The organism is Acidovorax sp. 59 (genome assembly GCF_002754175.1).
Classification (GTDB): Bacteria; Pseudomonadota; Gammaproteobacteria; order Burkholderiales; family Burkholderiaceae_C; genus Acidovorax; species Acidovorax delafieldii.
Window position 1 is genome coordinate 2,942,892 of record NZ_PEET01000001.1, and the last position, 15,741, is coordinate 2,958,632.

A 15,741-nucleotide genomic window follows, 5' to 3' on the forward strand; every position below is an offset into this window, starting at 1 on the left:
TACCCCTCGATACATCCTCCCTGGCGTTTGTGTCGCGCAGGTAAAACCCGCCGTGCGGGCTTGCATGCGGGTGGTGGCAGCGGCACCATGCGGACAGCCATTGGCTGGCTGCCCGCGAGGCCTCATGACCCCCACTAACCCACTGCACCTCCACCGCCGCACCCTGCTGCTCGGCCTGGCGGGCTGCGCCGTCTTTGGCGCCCCCCTTGCCACACAAGCCGCGCCCCCCGCAGCCGCACTGCCCCACACAACAGGCCCGGGCACCTGGAGCGCGCCCGACGAACCCACCCTGGCACGCCTGCTGGACCGCGTGACCTGGGGCTGCACCGCCCAGGGCACGCAAGCGCTGGGCGGCTTGGGCATCAGCGCGTATCTTGCTGCGCAACTGCGCCCAGGTGCCAACGCAGCACTGCCCCGCGAAGCCCAGGCACAGATCGACGCCATGGCCATTTCGCGCACCCCCATCGAGGCGCTTGCGGCCGACATGGAAGCCCGCAACCGCGCCGCCAAGGCCCTGCCCACCGAGGACGAGCGCAAGGCCGCGCTCAAGGCCTGGCAGCAGGACATGCGCGCCCTGCAGCAGGAGGCTGCCGCCCGGTTTGTGCTGCGCGCGCTGTATTCGCCCAGCCAGTTGCGCGAGAAGATGACCTGGTTCTGGATGAACCACTTCAACGTGTTTGCAGGCAAGGGCAACCTGCGCGCCCTGGTGGGCGACTACGAAGAGCGTGCGGTGCGCCCCCACGCGCTGGGCCGCTTTCGCGACCTGCTGGGTGCCACCGTGCGCCACCCGGCCATGCTGCGCTATCTGGATAACGCGCAGAACGCCGCAGGCCGCATCAACGAAAACTACGCCCGCGAGCTGATGGAGCTGCACACGCTGGGCGTGGACGGTGGCTACAGCCAGCAGGACGTGCAGGAGCTGGCCCGCGTGCTGACCGGCGTGGGCGTGTCGCAGCGGCCACCGGGTGACGAGCCCCCGCGCATGAGGCCCGCACTGCTTCGCCACTACGTGCGCGAGGGATTGTTTGAATTCAACCCGCAGCGGCATGACTGGGACCCCAAAACACTGCTCGGCCAGCCGCTCCGCGCCCAAGGTCTGGCCGAGGTGGACGAAGCGCTGGACCGCCTGGCCCGCGCGCCTGCCACCGCGCGCTTCATTACCCGCAAGATCGCGCTCTTTCTGGTGGGCGACAACCCGCCCCCCGCACTGCTGCAGGCACTGGCCCGCAGCTTTGAGCGCACGGACGGCGACATTGCGGCAGTGCTGGAAACGCTGTTCCACACACCAGAGTTCCGTGCGTCCCTGGGCCAGCGTTTTCGGGACCCGGTGCACTACGCACTGGCGGGCCTGCGCCTGGCCCACGGCGATGCCGTGCTGCCCAGCACCGACCCTGCGCTGGCGTGGCTGCAACGGCTGGCCGAGCCTTTGTATGGCCGTGTCACGCCCGATGGCTACCCGCTGGACTCCGCGACATGGTCAGGCTCGGGGCAGATGAGCACGCGCTTTGAGATGGCGCGGGCCTTGGGGGCAGGCGCCATGGCTGCCCCACCTGCGAGCGATGACGCGGCACCCCGCACAGCGCCGCGCATGCCCCCGGCCCTGGCGCAGACCGCCTACGTGCGTACGCTGGAGCCCACCTGGTCCCCTGCCACGCGCAGCGCCCTGGCGCAGGCCACCTCACCGCGCGAATGGAACCTGCTGTTCCTCGCATCCCCTGAGTTCATGCACGGATGAGGAGAAGAGATGGAGTACATCCCCCTGAGTCGCTTCGCGCCTTCCCCCTTCTCTCGAATGGCTTCGCCCTTCGGCAAGGGGGACGCAGCCCGTGCGGCGGGGCGGCCCTTGCACGGCTGCCATGGCTTTGGCCGCGCACGCGCCTGCGCAGCAGCCGATGATGCGTTCGGGCGCGATTGAAAGGACAGCCCCATGCTTTGTAGACGACACCTTCTCCAGGCCCTGGTCGCCAGCGCACTCGGCACGGGCCTGGGCGTGCACAGCGCCAGCGTGCTCGCCGCGCCCCGCGCTCAGGACGCGCGCTTTCTGCTGGTGTTCTTGCGCGGTGGCTACGACTGCGCCAGCCTGCTCGTGCCCACGGCCAGCAGCTACTACTACGAGACACGGCCCAACATCGCCATCGCCCGGCCGGGGCAGGAGGGCGGCGCCCTGCCGCTCACGCCCGACTGGGGCCTGCACCCGGCACTGGCTGAATCGATGCTGCCGCTGTACCAGCAGCGCCAGCTCGCCTTTGTTCCGTTTGCGGGCACGGACGACCTCTCCCGCAGCCACTTCGACACCCAGGACAGCATCGAGCTGGGTCAGCCCCTGGGCGGGCGGCGCGACTACCGATCGGGCTTTCTGAACCGGCTGGTGGCCGAGCTGAACCCGCGCGCCGACAGTGCCCCGGTGGCGCTGCAGCCGATGGCGTTCACCAGCACCCTGCCCCTGGTGATGCGCGGGGCGGTGGATGTGCCCAACACCGCACTGAGCGCAGGCGCGGGGCGCGGTGGTGTGGATGCGCGGCAGGCCGAACTCATCGCCTCCATGTACCGGGGCACACCGCTGGCCACGCCCGTGAACGAAGGCTTTGCCACCCGCGATGAGGTCGCCCGCACCATGCAGGGCGAGATGGAAGCCGCCAGCCGCAATGCGCTGAGTACCAAGGGATTTGAAGGCACGGCCCGGCGCATGGCGCGACTCATGCAGTCGCGCTACCAGCTCGGCTTTGTGGACGTGGGCGGCTGGGACACCCATGTGGGCCAGGGCGCCGCCACCGGCACGCTGGCCAATCGCCTCGAGGAACTGGGCCGTGGCCTGGCAGGCTTTGCCGACGAGATGGGCCCCGCGTGGAAGTCCACCGTGGTGGTGGTCATCAGCGAGTTTGGCCGCACCTTCCGCGAGAACGGCAACCGGGGCACGGACCATGGCCACGGCACGGTGTTCTGGGTGCTGGGCGGCGGGGTGAATGGCGGCCGCATTGCGGGCGAGCAGCAGGCGCTGACCGCCACCACGCTGTTCCAGAACCGCGACTACCCCGTGCTCAACGACTACCGCAGTGTGTTGGGGGGACTGTTCGCCCGCATGTACGGGCTGAACCCGGCGGCCGTGGCGCGGGTGTTTCCAGGGACCCAGGGGGCTGACCTGCGGCTGGTTTAGCCGCGCTATCGCGCCATATCATTCACTATATTTTTGATAGCTACTCAGGCATATCGTTCTAGCGCTACAGGCGATTTATCCTCAAAATCGCCCGGGCATCACGCGTTGAAGGTACCTGTCAGCAGCTCTGGCAGGCGCTCCACCTTCATCTTGAAGCCGCAGGCCTGCGCATGGCCACCGCCGCCCATGCTTTCGGCCAGCGCGATGCAGTCAAAGTTGCGCTGCGCACGCAGCCCCACCTTCACGCCCTTTTCGCCTGCACTCCACATCAGTGCAAAAGTGCCCGTTTTGGCCGAGAGGATGTCGCCCACCAGGCTGTGGAACATGCCGGGGGCGTTGACCATCAGGCCGGTGATGCCGTTGAACACCAGCGGCTGCGCGCCTTCGGCGATGTCGGCGCAGAGCTTGCGGTACTTCTGGTCCATGGCCTCGCCGCGCACCATGAACTGTTGGAGCTGATCGGGCGTGAAGTCGGCAATCTCGCGCCAGCGCGCAAAGCCTTGCTCTTCCATGTCCAGGGCTGACAGGAAGGCAGCGCTCTCGGCAAACTCCCACTTCCAGATGTCGCGGTCTTCCACGTACTTGAACAGCGCGGGCATGGGCTCGTGCGGGTGAAAAAACTCCCACGCCAGGCGCGCACCCGACTTGTTCATGTCGAAGTGCACCACGCCGCAGCGGCAGGCAAAGCCGGTGAGCTTTTCGGCCGCGCTCTTGTGGTGGTCCAGCATGACCAGCTTGGCGGCGCGCTCGTCGATGGCGGCCATCACCTCGTTGGCAAACGAGAAGTCGAGGATGTAGACCGCACGGCCTTGCAGGGGCGGCAGGTCGTCCACGGTCTTGACATCGCCGTGGTCCAGCCCCACGTATTCAGCCTGGTCGCCGTAGTACAGCCATGCCGCCAGCGCCGCGCCAAAGCCATCGGGGCAGTTGCGCCCGTGGTACAGGATCAGCGGTGCGGGGTCGTTCTTGTCGGGGGCAACCAGCAGTTGCAAGGGGAGTATGGTTTTCTTCGTCATGGCCCCCGATTGTCGCCGGGGCTTTGTGCCGCAGCGAGCGCAACGTGCGCAGCCAGCACATGTCAGCGGAACCAACCCCATCCCCAACGCCTCCACCCTACTGACGCAGCCAGCAAACCACACGATGTTCCAAGCCCTCAAAGACCTGCTTGAAAGCCTCACCCCGTTCAACCCCGTGCCATCTCCTGCAGAGCGTGCGCGGTCTGTGCAACTGGCAGCCGCCGTGTTGCTGGTGGAGGTGGTACGGACCCAGTCGGCGGTGGGCGATGCGGAGCGCAGCGTGATGCAAACCGCACTGCACCGGCAATTTGCACTAAGTGACGATGAACTGCAGCGCCTGCTGGAACAGGCCGCAGCCACATCCAGAACCGCCTACGACTACCAGCGCTTCACCAGCCAGCTGAACGAGCATTTCACGCAGGATGAGAAAATCCAGCTCGTTGAAGGCATGTGGCAGATCGCCTACGCGGACGCACGCCCGGACGAGAACGAGATGCACACCATCAGCAAGGTGGCCGGCCTGCTGCATGTGACGCACGGCGAGTACATCGGCGCCAAGCTCAGGGCGAAAGAAACAGCACACGCAGGCCAGTCACCCCATTGAGACGGGCGCGGCCCCGGTGAGCGCCGCAGCGCACGGGTGGCGTCCCTCGGGGAAAAGGACGCCAAGCAACCCAGAGGGCTAAATGGGCAACCAGCGCCACCAGAACGGCTTGCGCTCTTCCTGGGCGCCCTGCGCCTGCAGCAAGGCGATGAACTCGGTGCGCCGGTAGCGGCGCGCGGCCTCCAGTGGGGTCATGTCGTCGAAGTCCGACCGCAGCCCCGGGTCAGCCCCATGCGCCAGCAGGTAGTGGGCGATCTCATGGTGGCCCTGGATCAGGCTCGCCACCAACGGCGTGCAAAGGATCTCGGGATGCTGGTAATTGGGGTTCACGCCTGCACTGATGTGGTGGCGCACCAGCGCCAGGTCGCCCGCCACGGCGGCGGCGTACATGTCTTTCCAGTCTCCAGCGGACATACCTGGGCATCCTTTGCAAGGGTTGAACGGGGCCAGTGTAGGCAGCGGCGCGTGCGGCACAATCCGCGCCTTCCCCTAGGGATCCTCTGCACGAATCAGCGCGCCGTGTGCATCAGCGGCCTCGGGCGGTCTGCAGCGTTGCAAATACTCGCAATAGCTACGGCTATTGCTGCGTTTTTGCGCCTTGCAGCCCCTCCCGATCCGCTGCGCTCACTTGCCGCTTGATTCGTGCAGAGGATCCCTAGCCCGCGATGGCCCACACACATTCCTCCATGCCCCCTCCCCTGCACATCCTCTGGCGCGACGAGCACCTGGTGGCCGTTTACAAGCCTGCTGGCTGGCTGGTGCACCGCACGGGGCTGGACGCGGGCGAGACGCGGTTTGTGATGCAGACCCTGCGCGACCAGCTGGGCCGGCATGTGTTCCCGGTGCACCGGCTCGACAAGGGCACCTGCGGCGTGCTGGTGATGGCGCTGCACAGCGATGCGGCGCGCGCGCTGTCACAAGCGTTTGAGCATGGCGCCACGCACAAGCGCTACCTGGCGATGGTGCGCGGCTGGGCGCCTGAGGCCATCGAGGTGGACCACGCCTTGAAGCCCGACGATGCGCCTGCGGATGCCGCCGTACAGGACGCCCACACACGCTTTCGGCGGCTGGCGCAGCTCACGCTGCCCGAGGCCAGCGACGCTCGTTTTTCCAGCACCCGCGCCTCGCTGGTCGAGGCCACCCCCACCACCGGGCGGCGCCACCAGATCCGCCGCCACCTCAAGCACCTTGCGTACCCCATCATTGGCGATGCCACGCATGGCAAGGGCCCGCTCAACCGCTGGTGGGCCGAGCGGCTGGGCCAGCAGCGGCTGTGGCTGCATGCCTGGCAGCTCACGGTGCCGCACCCTGTGACGGGGGCGGCGATGACCTTCGAAAGCGGGCTGCGTTGGCCGGGACCTGCGGACTGGGACTGCGGGCGCGCCCCCGCCGACGACTCCACCGTGCCATGCGCCGACTGGCAGCGCCTGTTTGCCAAGCTGCCCTGGCACGAGCCCCCCGTCCCGGCCCCGTAACGCGGGCGACACGGCGACGGCATGCCCGTCGAAATAATGGGCGCTCTCAAAAAACCAGGAGACCTTGCCCATGACCGCACCCGCCACCAACCGCGTCCTTGCCCACACGGGCGCGCGCTACCCCATCATCCAGGCGCCCATGGGCTGGATTGCGCGCACGCAGCTGGCCTCGGCGGTGTCGCGCGCGGGGGGGCTGGGCATCATTGAGACGTCCTCCGGCGAGACGGCCAATTGCCAGGCCGAGATCACCAAGATGAGCGCGCTGGGCCTGCCGTTTGGCGTGAACCTGCCCATCCGCTTTTTGAAGGACGACGCCATGCTGCGCTTTGTCTGCGCGTCGGGCGTGAAGTTTGTGACCACCTCAGCGGGTAGCCCCGCCAAGTTCATCGCGCCGCTCAAGGACGCGGGCATCACCGTGTACCACGCGGTGCCCACGGTGGACGCAGCGCTGAAATGCGTGGACGCAGGCATTGACGGCCTGGTGGTCGAAGGCGGTGAAGGCGGCGGCTTCAAGAACCCCGAAGAGGTCTCCACCCTGGTGCTGCTGCAGGCCATCCGCGCACGGGTGGACGTGCCGCTGGTGGCGGCAGGTGGCATCTGCGACGGGCGCGGCATGGCCGCAGCCTTTGCGCTGGGGGCCGAGGCGGTGCAGATGGGCACACGGTTTGTCAGCTGCGCCGAAAGCCCCGTGCACGCCAACTACAAGAACGCGATCGTCGATGCGGGCGTCACCGGCACCTGGATGCTCAACACCAAGGCCAGCCCCTGCATCCGCGCGCTCAAGTCGCAGCGCACGCAGGCCATCCACGAGGCGGGACTGATGCCCGCCGACAGCTTTGCGGGCGTCCAGCGCGTGTACTTTGACGGTGACATGGAGGCGGCCCCTGCGCTGGCGGGGCAGACTGCGGGATTGATTGACTCCGTCAAGACCGCGCAGCAGATCATTGAAGACACCGTGGCGGAATTTTTTGCCATCAGCCAGCGCATGGGTGCCATGGGCATGGCGCGCACGTTTGGCTGAAGAAGGCGGCGGTGCGGCCAGCCGCGCCTGTGGCCTACGCCGCCTTGGCCCCCAGCGCGCGCATGCGCGCCTTCCACTTGGCAACCCCACCCTCGCCCAGTTGATCCACGCTGCCCACCAGCGTCTCATGCACCGGCGCAACGCCCACAAAGCCCAGGATATTGCGCTCCAGCGACTTCACGCTGTGTGCACGGAAGTACCAGCGATAGACAAGCGCTGGCATGCCCATCGTGACCACCACCCGCGCACTGCGCCCGGTGAGCCCCTTGCGCCCAAAGGGGTTGCTGCCTTCGGGGTTGAAGGCAAAACCGGGCCTTGCCACCTGCTCCAGAAAACCCTTGAGCAAGGCTGGCATGTCGCCCAGCCACAGCGGAAAGAACAGCACGATGTGCTGCGCCCAGCCGATGTCAGCCTGCGCAGGCTTGAGAGACGCGGGCAGCAGGCCCAGCTCCCACTCGTGCTGGCTGCGCAGCAGGGCAAAATCAATGGCGGCCACATCCACCAGCCTCACCACATGGCCCGCCGCCATGGCCCCTTCGGCGTAGGCCTGGGACAAGGCGTGGCACAAGTGGGGCGCCAGGGCATCTGGGTGTCCCTGGATCAACAGAATGCGCATGGGGTCCATGTTCGTTCTCCTCATCCACATCGATGCGGAAAGCCTGCAAGCACTATCGTCTGACTCTACGCCTTCCCGCAACATTCCACGATCCTGGACCCGACCATGCGCACCATTCTCCGTTGCACCACGTTGTCCCCGCAGTTCCTGCAGTCCCGGCTGCGAATGGCTACTTCGGCAGTGGTCCTGATCGCCCTGGTGGCGTGCGGCACGGCGCCAGCCCCCATCGATCCCCCTGAGAAGGCACACCTGCCGTTGCTTCGTGGCTGGTTCGAGGGGCAAGAGGTCCTCTATGTGACCACCGATGCATCCGATGCCGACATGGCCCGCGCCAAGCATGCGAACTACGCGCCGCTGCTGGCCAACGCCCTGCCCGACCCGCAGGCATCCACATCCTCTGGCATGCAGCGCATGCAGCGCCTGGGGGCGACCGATCGCGTCTACGGCACCACCAACTTCGAGCAGGCCAGCGTGTTTGCATCCGCTCCCCGCCCTGTGGGGTCTGCAAATGCCTACACGGCTTACAGCCCGTTGTGGCAACTGGTTCAGGTCACCTGGGTCGATGCCACGCAGGCTCGCACCCTGCGGTCCGAGGAAGAAGTGCTGGACGCCCAGGACAAAGGCCAGATCACGCTGCAGATAACGCGGGTGGTGCTCAACTGCCCCATCATCCACCGTGGTCGGCTGGGGGCACTGCCGGGTGTTTCAGTCGATGGGCGCACACCCTGAGGCAGACCGCCACGCAATACAAGCGGGGCTGCGTTCCGCGGCACTTCACTGCCATCCCCTGCGCTACACTTTTTGCCCCTGCTCTGCGCGGCGGCCGCCATGACACCGACGCACTCCCGCAATGCCTTCCCTACTCGGCAGCTGTGAGCCACCTTCCGCACCCAACGCCGTGTCGGCCGTGGCGCACGCTCTGCAATACCTAAAGCATCCCCATGGCTGAAAACGCCCCCTCCCAGTCCTCCGCATCGCCCGCCCCGCCCATACAGGCTGTACCGTCCAGCAACCTGCGCGGCATCATCGCCATGGTGGCTGCGGTGGGTTTCTTTTCGCTAATGGATGCGCTGCTCAAGACGCTGAGCGCCCACTACCCCGCCATGCAGGTCGCTGCGCTGCGGGGCTGGGCTGCGCTGCCGTTGGTTGCGCTCTATGCGCTGTGGCGTGGCGAAGTGCCACGGTTGCTGAAGGTGCGCTGGCCCCTGCATTTTTTGCGTGGCGGACTCAACGTGGCCATGCTGGCACTGTTTGCATTTGCCATCCGTGAACTGGCACTGGCCGAGGCCTACACACTGTTCTTCATTGCGCCGCTGCTCATCACTGCGCTGTCTACGGTGGTGCTGCGCGAGAAGGTGCGCGCTGCCCACTGGGTCGCCATTGCGCTGGGCATGGTGGGCGTGCTGGTGGCTCTGCGACCCAATCAGGAGGCGTTCTTTACCCTGGGCGCACTGGCCGTGCTGGCGGCAGCCACCTGCTATGCGGTGTCGGCCATCACGGGGCGCATGCTCACCCGCACCGACTCCAGTGCCAGCCTGGTGTTCTGGACCACCACGCTGCTGGCACTGGGTGCCGGCGCGCTGGCCTGGCCGCACTGGGTGGGCGTGGCACAGGCGCATTGGCCACTGGTGGCAGGGCTCGCCATCACAGGGTTTGCAGGCCAGTTGGCGATCACCGAAGCCTTTCGCCACGGGCAGGCTTCCGTGGTGGCGCCATTTGAATACACGGCGCTGGCCTGGGGCATGGGGCTGGATTGGGTGCTGTGGCAGACGGTCCCAGGCTACAGCACGCTGCTGGGCGGCGCCATCATCATTGGCAGCGGCCTGTACCTGGTGCGCCAGGAGCGCACGCAGGCAGTGGTGCCACCCTGACCGGTGCGAGACCGGCCACTTGCCGTCGCTCCGGCGCGGCATGCGCTGACACAGCAGTCAGGCAGTTCACCCTGTAATGAAGCGATGAACACAGCGGCACTGCCGCAAGGAAATCGCCATGACACAACACGCCACCGTCCACGGCCACGTGACCTACACCCCAGGCGACGGCGCCCCGATCGCGATCCCCGAGGGCCCGATCGAGGTGACCACCAGCGCGGACAGCACCACGCTGAGCTGGTCGGTCGAAGAAGACATCGTCGGGTCTGCGGCGCTGCCACCCGACCAGTTCAACCAGTACGTCAAGGACGGCAAGATCCGTTTCAAGAAATAGCCCGGGCGCCCACGCCCTAGACCTCCCCGCCGCCCGATCCGTATCAGATCGGCCGCGTGAGGTACACCGCCTCGCGGCCCACGATGGGCTCGCGGGTGGGCATGAGGATGGTGCAGTCGTCGCACAGCGCGCGGATCTCGTGCGGCCCATCGGTGGCGATGAGGTCACCCTTGGCAAACACCTCAAACCCTTGCACGGGCTTTGTGAAGCGGAAGTCCGACGTGCGGACCATGCAGGTCTCTAGCAGCTCGTAGCGGCGCTGCTCGGCGGGCGCGGGCCGGTCGGCCACCGGTGCGATAAGGCCAAAGTGCGCCAGAAAGTCCAGCGCCACCGCAGTGGCCATGTCGGCCGCCGATTGGCGGAAGTGCTGGCCACATTCCACCACCAGCGCCACCCCATCTCCCTCGGCCTGCCCGTGGCGACCGTGCTGGATGAGCGGCGTGCCCGAACCCAGGCCACTGGGCATCACCAGGTGCACCGGCGGGCGGCCGATGGCCAGCGCCACCTCCGCATTGCGCGGGTAGGCTGGGTACACCCAGAACGGCTGCACGTCCTGGCTGGTGGAGTGGATGTCGAGGATGTGATCGGCCGCAGCCACCACGGGGCGCAGGATGCGGGCACGCTGCAGCTCGGGGCTGTCGGCCGTGCCGTCCAGCTCGGCCGCCGACCAGATGCGGTTTAGGTTGTGCACCAGCTGGCGGCTCTCGAACGGGCGGCTCTGGTCAAACGATTCGTAGGCGGCCACATTCGCAAAGCTGACGGTCAGCGTGCCGATGAGGGGTCGCACACCCGTGTCCAGCAGGTGGGTGGCCGCCACCATACCGCAGATCTCGTTGCCATGCGTGAGGGCGTTGATGAGCACATGGGGGCCAGGCTTGCCCGACTCAAAGCGGTGCACATAGTCGATGCCGACATTGCCCTGGCGGTAGGCAGAGAGGTCGCGGGGGAGGACTTCAAAAACGGGGGGGTTCTGCGTCATGGCAATGAATTAATAAGATGACACATCATTGTCTGCGCAAAGCCGGATCATTGCTGGGCGCGGTGTACGATGCCCGCCGGTTGAGTCCCTCCTGTGTCCCTGCCCATGCCCACTGCCCGACTTTGCCCACTGGCCGATCTGGCCCACCGCATTCCCCCCGACTGCTGGATGGCAGAGCGTCTGGCGGAGGACCCTGATGCCCTGGCCGATGAAACCGCGCTATGGATCACAGGCGACGCGCACTGGCCTGCGCTGCACCTCGACGCCCCCCTGGCCCAGGGCAGCCCGCTGCGCCAATGGCTGCAAGAGCAACCCGACGGCCCCAATGAGGCCTCCGTACCCCGTGCGCCCTTTGTGATCGTGGTGGATGGAGACCTGCGCATTGACGGCGCCTTGACCAGCGCCGACACCGATGGCACGACGCACCTGGTCGTCAACGGCAACCTGCATGTGCAGAACGCCGTGATCGGCGGACAGCTGGTGTGTTTGCAAGGTGCGCTGCAGGTGCATGACCTGCTTTGGGGCCACTACAACCATGGCGAGCTGCGCGTGCGTGGTGGGCTGCAAGCCCGGGTGGCGCTGTTCACCGACGAGTACCACCTGCACATCGAAGGCCAAGAACAGGTGGAGTTTTTGCTGGACGAGGTGCGCGGTGTGCCCCACCGTGCGGAGTTCTCGGCCGAGATCGTGGGTGCCGTGTTCGCCCCCGAGTTCCACGAGGGCGTGGACGCCGGCGAAGACGGCCTGGCTGCCATGATCAGCCGCCGCCAGGTGCTGGCCGCCGTGCGGGCAGGCCAGAGCGCGGTGCGCAGCAGCGCAGACATCCACGCCGACCAGCCTGTGGCCGACGACCTGTGCGCAGACAACTCCATCAGCATCGAGAACATCCTGGCCGTGGTGCACACGCCAGTGATCGCGCACAAGGAACACAAAGCCTACGGCTGGTTCCAGCAGACTGATTTCTCACTGTGCCAACGGCATGTGGACGAAGAAGGCGACGCGCGCGACGACAACGTGTTCATCACGGTGTGGAAAACCTGGGACTTCTACCTGTCGGTGGAGCAGGTGCCCGCGCCCCGCAACTGGCTGGAGCGTGTGGCCACCAAGCTGTGGCGCCATGCTGCCCCCACGGTAGCGCAGCGCACGCTGCTGTACCGCCGCTACACACAGGGCGAGCCTGGGGACTGGCAGGTGCTGGCGCCCCCCGCCGAGCCCGGCCACGACCCCGACGCCTGGAAGGCCTGCGAACACGCCTGGCGCGGTGTGCTGGACTACGTGCGCAAAGCCGTGGGTCAGCACCGCGCACGCTACTCGCTCTACCAGCGCCTGCAGGCCACATTGACGGCCGAGCACATCGAGGCCTTCACCAGCCTGCCTGTGTTCACCGAGCAGTACAACGACTGGTGGGACAGCGACCGCAACGGCTATTGGGAGGGCGAGGTCTGGGTGGGGGCGCGCCAGCCCTGCATGCACGACGGCGAACCCTGGGGCCGCGCGCTCAAGTACAGCTGGCGCAACGGTGATGACGCGCCGGGCGACGACGAAGACAACGCCCACAGCGCCTACCAGATCCAGGTGGACGAGGCGCGCGAGGGGCCGGCCGCTGTCGAGTTCAGCTACGCCCAGCGCCAGAGCGACAGCCGCGCCCCCCTGCCCCGCTGCGCCGCCGACCACATTGCCCGCCTGCTGCGCTTTCACGGTCTGGTGCAGGCCCGCATCCGCGCGCGGCACGAAGAGGCGCAGGCCCAGCAGGCCGAGGCCCGCCGCATCGAAGCCGCCGTGCAACTGCTGACTCCCCCCCCATTGCCCCCCGACCTGCCCGATGCCGCCGTGTTTCCTGTCGAACTCATGACGCTGTCGGAGCAGTGGCAGGCCGATGGGCAAGCCTACGTGGCGGCCATCCGCGCGCACCAGCGGGCCAACGATGCCCACCGCGCCGAGGCCTCGGCAACAGCCGGCGGCGGCGATGAGGACAACGGAGCCGAAGAACACGACAACGCCCTGCCCGAAGACCCGCGCAAGGCCGATGCGCCCACCGTGCTGCAACTGGCACGCGTGGTGAGCCACTGGGCCGACGAAGAGCTTGCCACGCGGTTTCGCCAGCGCTTTGCCTTTGCTCCGGATGCCTACGTGGCGCGTGCCGCCCAGGCCGGCCAATTCATCGGCCCCTTGTTTGTGCTGGACGATGACCGTGTGGTCGCACGCATCGGTGCGGCCCATGACGACGACGCCCGCTGGGTGTTGCTGCATGGCACAAAGCACACGCCCTTGCCCGCCATCCATGGCCTGGGCCGCTCGCCCGATCGCCGGTGCTTTGCCCAATGCGACGGCCTGCAAATCACCACCCACCACGGATGGAATGGCCCCGTGATTGCGCAATTTGCCCTGCCGCGCGGCAACGAAGGCCTGCCGCCGCAGGTGCAGGTGTCGGCAGGCCCGCTAGGGCAGCGCTGCGATGAAATCATTCCCTTCAACGATGGCCTGCGCGTGCTGCTGCGCAACCCCACAGGGGTGTATCTTCTGCACCCCGCAAACCGAGGTGCCGACAGCCCAGTGCAACGCCTGCACCCGCAGACGTTTGAAGAAGATGGCCCCTACACCTGGCCCAAGAACCAGATGGATGAAAAGGTCGATGGTGAGACCGTCACAGTGCTGGCGCTGGACATGCTGCACATGGCCCTGTCGCCTGATGAGCGTCACATCGCAGTAGGCGACCAGGACAGCTGCCACATCCTGCTGGACGCGCACGGCGCTGTGGTGGCCGAGCACGAGCCCCTATCGTCTTACCCCCACCATGCGGTGTTCTCGCTCGACGGCACACGCCTGTTTGCCAACTCATGCCATCTGTATTGGGGCAGTACCTGCTCGATCCCCATCGGGGCGGCACCGCAAGAAGCGACCGATGAGGACACCCCACCACTGGACGAACGCTGCCGCGTGTACGCCTCTGTCACCTTGCCGGGCCTGGTGATCCTGGGCGATGCGGACGGCTACCTGCATGCCATCAGCGACGAGGGACAAGCCCTGTGGCGCCACCACATCGGCAGCACGATCAGCGCTATCGAAGCCTCCCCCGATGGAGAAACCCTGTGGGCGGCCAGCTATGGCGGCTACCTGGTGCGGCTGCAGCGCAGCGAGGCGGGCATGGACCCTTACTCCATCAGCACGTCACTGTATGTGGAGACGCGGCGGTGGATATTCTGGCGGGATGAGGTGGGGCCGGTGCGGTGGTAGCAGAGCAAGTCTGCCCACGGTAGCCACACCAGACTCTCATTTTGATCTGCAGGAAAACACATACCAACCAGGTCCGTGAAAGCGCTGGAACACGGCTTCCCGCCCGCGTCCACATGCTGCGTTGGCCAGATTCTTGACGTCCTCTTCTGTCGCCAAAGCGGGCCTGGCGATCTGTACGCCGAAATCATAAGACTCCACAACTCGCGGTTGGCAGCCTGTCGATGCCACCGCAATGCCCAAGCCCCATCCGGCCCCAAGAAGTCTCATGCAGATGTTCTGCCCACGCGGCGAAGGCGTGACGTTGGATGAGTGGGCACCGACAAGTGCAGTGCCCAGGTTAGGTTGAAGGCGCCCAACCCAGCTGCATGCATCAGGGACAAAAATCTCACTGCGGCACCAGCTCCACGCGCCGGTTCTTGGCCTTGCCCTCATCGCTGTTGTTGCTGGCTACAGGTGCGAGCGACGCGACGCCATTGCCCACCAGGCGATTGGCCGCAATGCCGTAGTCCTTGGCCAGCACGGCGGCCACTGCGTCGGCGCGGCGCTTGGACAGCGCCAGGTTGCTATCGAAACTGCCCACGCTATCGGTATGGCCCACTACATGCAGCTTGACAGTGGGCTCGGCCTTCAGGAAGGCGGCGATCTGCTCCAGCGAGGGTTTGGACTCGGGCTTCACGTCGGCCTTGCCAGTGTCGAACAGGATGCCGTAGATGGCGACCTTGCCATTGGCCGTGATGGACTTGCTGATGTCCGATGCGCTGACCACCACCATGTTCTGCTCCATGGCTTTGGTTTCCAGGATGTCCACTGCGATGTAGGCGCCCTGCCTGGATTTGTACGTAGCGTCTTCCTTAGGCCAGTCGATGGAGATCAGGCGCACGGTAGTGTTGCCCTTCTGGAAGGTCCCCGTGCGCACGGTGCTCGCATCGGCGCCATACATCACGTATTCGCTGCGGTTGTTCTTGATGAAGTCGCGCTGGCCACTGCTGAAGTTGGCCAAAAAGTTGGTGTAACTGCCCGCAGCACTGTCACGGGTGGAGTCATACAGCGCCGTGAAACCGCTGGCCGTAAGGTCGTTGGCATAGTTGCGAAACAGCTCCAGCGACCGCGTGGCACCGGGGGCCTCGTACCACAGGCGGGTGAGCTTGCCTTCCAGAGCAAGTGGCGGCTGCACGTAGCGCCGCTTGTAGGTCTGCAGGTCGAACTCCTTGAACGTGGAAGTCTGGAACTCCACGGCGTCGAAGTTGCGCACCTCGTAGCCCACGATGGTGCTACCACCAAAACGCTTCACGGCGGGGTGATCCTTGGCGCCGGCAAGGTCCTGTGCAAACGTTGGCCACACGCTGACCGAGGCCAGGAACCCGAGGCACAGCGATGCGCCCCACTGACGAAACAGCTTCATGCTCATGGGCAATCTCCGGTTGAATACACGCATCG

15 protein-coding genes are annotated in these 15,741 nt (G+C 66.4%); 10 read left to right on the top strand and 5 right to left on the bottom strand.

Annotated features, from left to right (window positions below; all coding sequences use genetic code 11):
* Positions 1–124 precede the first annotated feature (124 nt).
* The 3 genes from CLU87_RS13380 to CLU87_RS13385 are packed head-to-tail and all read left to right on the top strand — an operon-like array spanning position 125 to position 3,154.
* On the top strand, positions 125–1,735 hold the full coding sequence (locus CLU87_RS13380; RefSeq protein WP_099730748.1) for a DUF1800 domain-containing protein: 1,611 nt from the start codon (positions 125–127) through the stop codon (positions 1,733–1,735).
* Between the two features lie 57 nt (positions 1,736–1,792).
* Entirely contained in the window at positions 1,793–1,915 is a 123-nt protein-coding gene (locus CLU87_RS23605; protein ID WP_255409862.1) for a hypothetical protein, read from the top strand.
* 12 nt (positions 1,916–1,927) lie between these two features.
* Positions 1,928–3,154, top strand: coding sequence for a DUF1501 domain-containing protein (locus CLU87_RS13385; RefSeq protein ID WP_099730749.1), 1,227 nt, complete (start codon positions 1,928–1,930; stop codon positions 3,152–3,154).
* Between the two features lie 98 nt (positions 3,155–3,252).
* Here CLU87_RS13385 and CLU87_RS13390 read toward each other — a convergent pair whose 3' ends face one another.
* Entirely contained in the window at positions 3,253–4,170 is a 918-nt protein-coding gene (locus CLU87_RS13390) for a DHH family phosphoesterase (protein WP_099730750.1), read from the bottom strand.
* Between the two features lie 124 nt (positions 4,171–4,294).
* Between CLU87_RS13390 and CLU87_RS13395 the strand changes: the two genes are divergently transcribed.
* Positions 4,295–4,774, top strand: a complete 480-nt coding sequence (locus tag CLU87_RS13395) for a TerB family tellurite resistance protein (protein ID WP_099730751.1) — start codon at positions 4,295–4,297, stop codon at positions 4,772–4,774.
* A 78-nt stretch (positions 4,775–4,852) separates the two neighbouring features.
* Here the strand turns inward: CLU87_RS13395 and CLU87_RS13400 are convergent, their stop codons facing one another.
* A complete protein-coding gene (locus CLU87_RS13400; protein WP_099730752.1) occupies positions 4,853–5,188 on the bottom strand; it encodes an ankyrin repeat domain-containing protein in 336 nt (111 codons plus the stop codon).
* A 272-nt stretch (positions 5,189–5,460) separates the two neighbouring features.
* Here CLU87_RS13400 and CLU87_RS13405 point away from each other — a divergent pair, with 272 nt between their 5' ends.
* Both CLU87_RS13405 and CLU87_RS13410 read left to right on the top strand, forming a co-directional pair.
* Positions 5,461–6,249, top strand: coding sequence for a pseudouridine synthase (locus CLU87_RS13405; protein ID WP_099732175.1), 789 nt, complete (start codon positions 5,461–5,463; stop codon positions 6,247–6,249).
* Between the two features lie 70 nt (positions 6,250–6,319).
* Complete coding sequence (locus tag CLU87_RS13410) at positions 6,320–7,270, top strand: nitronate monooxygenase family protein (RefSeq protein ID WP_099730753.1); 951 nt, start codon at positions 6,320–6,322, stop codon at positions 7,268–7,270.
* Between the two features lie 34 nt (positions 7,271–7,304).
* Here the strand turns inward: CLU87_RS13410 and CLU87_RS13415 are convergent, their stop codons facing one another.
* Positions 7,305–7,895, bottom strand: coding sequence for an NAD(P)H-dependent oxidoreductase (locus CLU87_RS13415; RefSeq protein WP_056747039.1), 591 nt, complete (start codon positions 7,893–7,895; stop codon positions 7,305–7,307).
* A gap of 96 nt (positions 7,896–7,991) precedes the next feature.
* Between CLU87_RS13415 and CLU87_RS13420 the strand changes: the two genes are divergently transcribed.
* From CLU87_RS13420 to CLU87_RS13430, 3 genes are all read left to right on the top strand, one after another.
* Positions 7,992–8,615: a hypothetical protein gene (locus CLU87_RS13420; RefSeq protein ID WP_101390010.1), complete on the top strand. Its 624-nt coding sequence runs from the start codon at positions 7,992–7,994 to the stop codon at positions 8,613–8,615.
* 212 nt (positions 8,616–8,827) lie between these two features.
* Complete coding sequence (locus CLU87_RS13425) at positions 8,828–9,757, top strand: DMT family transporter (protein ID WP_099730755.1); 930 nt, start codon at positions 8,828–8,830, stop codon at positions 9,755–9,757.
* Positions 9,758–9,875: 118 nt separating this feature from the next.
* The gene (locus tag CLU87_RS13430; protein ID WP_056064801.1) at positions 9,876–10,091 is read left to right on the top strand and encodes a hypothetical protein; all 216 of its coding nucleotides are present in this window, start codon (positions 9,876–9,878) and stop codon (positions 10,089–10,091) included.
* 43 nt (positions 10,092–10,134) lie between these two features.
* On the opposite strand, the gene CLU87_RS13435 is transcribed toward CLU87_RS13430, so the two are convergent.
* Positions 10,135–11,070: a succinylglutamate desuccinylase/aspartoacylase family protein gene (locus CLU87_RS13435; protein WP_099730756.1), complete on the bottom strand. Its 936-nt coding sequence runs from the start codon at positions 11,068–11,070 to the stop codon at positions 10,135–10,137.
* Positions 11,071–11,175: 105 nt separating this feature from the next.
* Here CLU87_RS13435 and CLU87_RS13440 point away from each other — a divergent pair, with 105 nt between their 5' ends.
* Positions 11,176–14,304 carry a polymer-forming cytoskeletal protein gene (locus CLU87_RS13440; protein WP_099730757.1) on the top strand — a complete coding sequence of 1,043 codons (3,129 nt, stop codon included), beginning with the start codon at positions 11,176–11,178 and terminating at the stop codon, positions 14,302–14,304.
* A 385-nt stretch (positions 14,305–14,689) separates the two neighbouring features.
* Here the strand turns inward: CLU87_RS13440 and CLU87_RS13445 are convergent, their stop codons facing one another.
* Positions 14,690–15,712, bottom strand: a complete 1,023-nt coding sequence (locus CLU87_RS13445; RefSeq protein ID WP_099730758.1) for an OmpA family protein — start codon at positions 15,710–15,712, stop codon at positions 14,690–14,692.
* Between the last annotated feature and the right edge of the window lie 29 nt (positions 15,713–15,741).